This is a genomic window from Carnobacterium sp., assembly GCF_032094055.1.
GTDB lineage: Bacteria > Bacillota > Bacilli > Lactobacillales > Carnobacteriaceae > Carnobacterium_A.
Map to the genome: position 1 here is coordinate 4,949 of NZ_DAMDAK010000032.1, position 5,004 is coordinate 9,952.

General features: G+C 37.1%; 5 protein-coding genes and 1 pseudogene. All 6 read left to right on the plus strand.

The genetic code is table 11. The features are described 5' to 3' along the window. A partial coding sequence (yqeK, locus tag RT405_RS06575; RefSeq protein ID WP_313468573.1) for a bis(5'-nucleosyl)-tetraphosphatase (symmetrical) YqeK occupies positions 1 to 577 on the plus strand: 577 nt, incomplete at its 5' end. Between the two features lie 10 nt (positions 578 to 587). Then, positions 588 to 947: a ribosome silencing factor gene (gene rsfS, locus RT405_RS06580; protein ID WP_396163394.1), complete on the plus strand. Its 360-nt coding sequence runs from the start codon at positions 588 to 590 to the stop codon at positions 945 to 947. Between the two features lie 6 nt (positions 948 to 953). Next, positions 954 to 1,688 (plus strand): class I SAM-dependent methyltransferase, encoded by a 735-nt coding sequence (locus RT405_RS06585; protein WP_313468577.1) that lies wholly within the window; start codon positions 954 to 956, stop codon positions 1,686 to 1,688. Positions 1,689 to 1,800: 112 nt separating this feature from the next. After that, on the plus strand, positions 1,801 to 3,570 hold the full coding sequence (gene recQ, locus RT405_RS06590) for a DNA helicase RecQ (protein ID WP_313468579.1): 1,770 nt from the start codon (positions 1,801 to 1,803) through the stop codon (positions 3,568 to 3,570). Between the two features lie 17 nt (positions 3,571 to 3,587). Next, positions 3,588 to 4,784, plus strand: a complete 1,197-nt coding sequence (locus RT405_RS06595; protein WP_313468580.1) for a nucleotidyltransferase — start codon at positions 3,588 to 3,590, stop codon at positions 4,782 to 4,784. Between the two features lie 131 nt (positions 4,785 to 4,915). Further along, positions 4,916 to 5,004, plus strand: a pseudogene (locus tag RT405_RS13495) (DUF177 domain-containing protein); the annotation flags it as partial.

Below are 5,004 nucleotides of genomic sequence, written 5' to 3' on the forward strand. Positions count from 1 at the left end.
TGGTGAGTATGTCCCGTTAGACAGAAATGAATTACTTGAAAAAGTACAAGCACAAATGAGCTCGAAACGGTTCAAGCATGTATTAGGCGTCGAAAAAGCCGCTGTTGAGTTAGCTCAGCGTTACGGTGTTTCTATAGAAGCAGCAAGTATAGCAGCATTGACGCATGATTATGCAAAAGAACGCAATCCTCGCGAGATGCATGACTTGATTATCAGTGCAAATTTAGATTTAGAATTGTTGCAATACGGCAGTGAGATTTGGCATGGACCTGTTGGAGCCATCTTAGTAAAAAAAGAATTGCATGTTCAAAATATAGAAATTTTAAATGCCATACGTTGCCATACAGTAGGTGCTGCTGAGATGTCTTTATTAGAACAAGTCATTTACGTTGCTGATTATATTGAAGCAGGACGTGATTTTCCAGGAGTTGAGGAAGCTAGGAAATTGGCTGCAATGGATTTGGAACAAGCTGTAGCATTTGAAACGGAACATACACTGCAACATTTAATTACGACCAAAAGAAAAATTTACCCAAAAGCGATCGAAACGTATAATGCATGGGTAGCAAAACCATAGGAGGAATATGATGTCAGAAGAAACAAGTGAAAAATTGTTAGATTTAGTAGTAAAAGCTGGGGATGACAAACGCGCAGAAGATATTTTAGCAATGGATGTTAGACAAATCTCGATATTAGCAGACTATTTTGTTGTGATGCACGGGAATAATGAAAAACAAGTTCAAGCGATTGCAGATGAAATCATCGATCAAGTACAAAAAGCAGGACTTGAAGTAAAAAGGGTTGAAGGCCGTGAATCTGCAAAATGGTTGTTGATCGATTTAGGGGATGTAGTCGTTCATGTTTTCCATTATTCTGAACGAGCATTTTACAATCTTGAAAAATTATGGAGTGATGCCCCATTAGTTGACATCACTAAAATGGTTTAATCAGTGATGAGTTATCAAACATTTGCTCAAGTTTATGATGCGATCATGGATGAAACACTTTACGAACGCTGGGGAAACTTTGTAGACCAAGAACTTCAAAATAAGAAGCAAACCGTACTAGAATTAGCTTGTGGAACTGGAGCATTAGCTATAATGTTAAAGAAACGCGGTTATGCTGTGACGGGACTGGACTTATCCGCTAACATGTTGAGTCTAGCTAATGAACGAGCATGGGCTGAAGGCCTACAATTGCCGCTTATTGAAGGGGATATGTTAGATTTATCAGAAGTGGGAAAATACGATGCAGTAACTTGTTTTTCTGATTCTATTTGTTATATGCCGCATAAAGAAGCTGTTTTATCAGTTTTTAAAGAAGTGTATCAAACGTTGAATGATTCTGGAATGTTTCTGTTTGATGTGCATTCTCTTTATCAGATAGATGAAGTTTTTCCAGGGTACATGTACAATGATCAATCAGAAGACATCAGTTTTTTGTGGAAAAGCTATAGCGGAGACAGCGAGCATTCTATCGAACATGATTTAACCTTTTTTGTGTATGAGGAAGAATCGGACAAGTATGAGCGTTTTGATGAAACGCACAAAGAGCGTACTTATCCCTTAGTAGTTTACTATGATATGCTGCAACAGGCAGGTTTTACTTCAATAAAAACAAGTGCTGAATTTGGTGAGACAGAAGTAAAAGATGACTCTCCCCGTTGGTTTTTTGTGTGTAAAAAATAATAACGTGTAAATCAGACGGATGAATGAACACAATAAAAACAGGAGAATCGAAATGGATTTTTCTGTTTTTTTCTCCTGAAAAGGGAATGGATTTATAAAAAGGAGGTGCGGTATGTTAACAAGAGCTTATCAATTACTTCATGAAATCTATGGCTTTAATGAATTCCGTCATGGTCAATCAGAAGTGATTGAGAAGATTTTGAATGGGCAAGATGCGTTAGCTATCATGCCTACAGGCGGCGGCAAGTCGCTTTGTTATCAAATTCCAGCATTGGTTTTTGATGGAATAACCATTGTAATTTCTCCTTTAATCTCTTTGATGAAAGACCAGGTAGATGCTTTAACGGAATTAGGTATTTCAGCGACTTACCTAAACAGTACGCTTTCTTCAGTAGAAATGAATGAACGACTGAAGGATGCCAGTAATGGAAAATATAAACTAGTTTATGTCGCACCGGAACGTTTTCAAACTGAAGAAATTTATTATTTGATGAAGTCAGTAAAAATCTCAATGATTGCGATTGATGAAGCGCACTGTATTTCACAATGGGGGCATGATTTCAGGCCCAGTTATCTGTCTTTATGCGAGACCATCCAACGATCAGTTTATCGACCGACTATTCTTGCTTTAACTGCCACTGCTACGCCTCTTGTTTCAGATGATATTTTGGAATTATTAGGAATAGAAGAGAAAAATCGGGTAAATACGGGCTTTGTTCGTGATAATTTAGCTTTTCAAGTCGTTAAGGGACAAGAGCGGAATCGCTACTTATTAGATTATTTAACAATCAATAAAGGACAATCAGGAATTATTTATGCCAGCACCCGTAAAGAGGTTGAACGAATTTACGAATTGTTAACCTCTCATCATATTCTTGCAGGAAAATATCATGGCGGCATGAAAGAAGAAGAAAGAAGCGATTGGCAAGAGAAATTTCTTTATGATGAAGTTGCAGTTATGGTAGCTACAAATGCTTTCGGAATGGGGATCGATAAAAGCAATGTGCGTTTTGTGATCCATTACCAAATCCCAAAAAACATTGAAGCGTATTATCAAGAAGCCGGTCGTGCCGGTCGTGATGGGCTCCCTAGCGATGCAATATTACTGTTTTCACCACAAGATATGCAGATTCAACATTACTTTATTGAACAATCTGCAATGGATGAGGAACATAAAAAAATGGAGTATGCCAAGCTAAGAGAAATGGCACAGTATGGATCAACGCAAATGTGTCTACAGTGCTATATTGTGCATTATTTTGGAGACCAATGTGAAGAATGCGGACAGTGTAGTAATTGCTTAGATGAACGAGAAGCGATTGATATTACAATAGAGACGCAAAAGGTTTTGTCGTGTGTTAAAAGAATGGGAGAAACGTTTGGAAAGTCAATGGTTATGAAAGTTTTGACGGGTTCAAAAGATCAAAAAATCAAGCAATGGAATTTTGATCAACTTTCGACGTATGGTTTAATGAAAGGAACGGCCCAAAAAGAGGTCACTCAATTGATCGACTATTTGACTGCTGAAAAGTATTTAGCTCCGACTGATGGACAATATCCTCTGTTGAAATTAACTGAAAAAGGCGTAGCTATCTTGAAAGGGGAAAACAGTGTTACCCGAAAACAAGCACAACAAGCGCACAAATTAGCCATTGATGATGTCTTATTCGATCGATTAAGAGAGATTCGCAAGGAGTTAGCCAGTGTTCAAAAAGTTCCGCCTTATGTTATTTTTTCAGATGAAACGCTAAAACAGATGTGCCAGTTCTTACCACAAACAGAAAATGAACTATTGAAAATCAAAGGTGTGGGGGAAAATAAGCTGGAAAAATATGGTGCTGTATTTCTCGAAGAATTAAAAAATAGTAAAGTAACTAGTTAAATAAAGTGAGGGTAAAAATGAAAAGTTGCGGTGTAATCGTAGAGTATAATCCATTTCATAATGGACATCTTTATCATTTACAGCAGGCAAAGAAGATAACAGGAGCAGATGTGATCATTGCTGTTATGAGTGGTAATTTTTTGCAACGCGGAGAACCGGCAATTGTAGATAAGTGGACAAGAGCCCAAATGGCTTTATCTGGGGGAGCAGATCTGATCATTGAATTGCCAACTGCTTTTTGTATTCAACCTGCTGATTATTTTGCAAAAGGCGGAATTTCATTATTGCAAGCCATAGGATGTGACCAGTTATGCTTCGGAGTTGAAAGCGGCGAAGCTGAAGACTTTCAAAAATTAGCTGAATGTTTAGCTGATGAAATAGCAGAGATTGAAAAGCGATTTAAAGAGGTAAGAAACAACGGTATGACTTATGCAGCCCAAATGCAACAGATAATTGCTGACTTATTTCCCTCAAAAAATCTTGATTTAAGTATGCCGAACTCCATCCTGGGTTTAGCTTATGCTAAAGAAAACGCAAAATATGCTAATCCAATGGTTTTGCATACTGTCAAAAGGTCAGGATCCGGCTATCATGTACAAAAGATCATGCCTCAAGAAAAAATGGCTAGTGCAACAGCTATTCGGAAAACATTAAGAGAAGATACGGATCTTTTGCATGCATTGAATAAATTAAAAGAGGTTATACCTGAGACAACTGCCAAAGCATTAGACAACGCGGAGTTGGTGAGTTGGGAAACGTTTTGGCCTTATCTAAAATATCAGCTAACCTTACAATCGGTCGCGGAGTTAAGGACGATCTATCAAATGAACGAAGGAATCGAATACCGGTTAAAAGAAAAAAGCAAGGAAGCAAAAAATTTCGATCATTTTATTTCATTAGTTAAAAATAAACGGTATACTTGGGTTAGATTGCAACGCTTGTGCCTTTATATTTTATTGAATGTAAAGACAGAAGAAATGATGGAAGAATTGCAATCTCCTAAAGCTGTTCACATCTTAGGCTTTAATGAAAAAGGACAAGCTTTTTTAAACCAAATGAAAAAAGAGAGTAATCTGCCCTTGCTTAATAACATACAGCAAAAAAATTCATCCTTATGGCAATTTGATATTAAAGCTGGCGAAGTTTATAATTTAGGTTTTTCTGCTTTAGCAAAGCCGCAAGATTTTCGTAGACAGCCTCTCAGACAAAAATAAAATTCGTTGGTTTTTTTGTGAAAATACTAATGAAAACTAGAGGATTAAGATTTTAGGTGTAAGGTAAAATACGTTGACAAAGGTACAGGAGACTAGTATAATTACCTTTGTTGCTTTAGGAGTGATGTAAAATGAAATGGTCATTAGACGAATTGCAAAAGTACCGCTTTGAACCGCTTATTTTTTCTGAAACAGTTGATTTAAAAGAATCGTTGATGAA

Excerpts from the sequence above, each read along its gene's own strand:
- recQ (WP_313468579.1), top strand. The coding sequence starts at position 1,801 with ATGTTAACAAGAGCTTATCAATTACTTCATGAAATCTATGGCTTTAAT.
- RT405_RS06585 (WP_313468577.1), top strand. The coding sequence starts at position 954 with ATGAGTTATCAAACATTTGCTCAAGTTTATGATGCGATCATGGATGAA.
- RT405_RS06595 (WP_313468580.1), top strand. The coding sequence starts at position 3,588 with ATGAAAAGTTGCGGTGTAATCGTAGAGTATAATCCATTTCATAATGGA.
- rsfS (WP_396163394.1), top strand. The coding sequence starts at position 588 with ATGTCAGAAGAAACAAGTGAAAAATTGTTAGATTTAGTAGTAAAAGCT.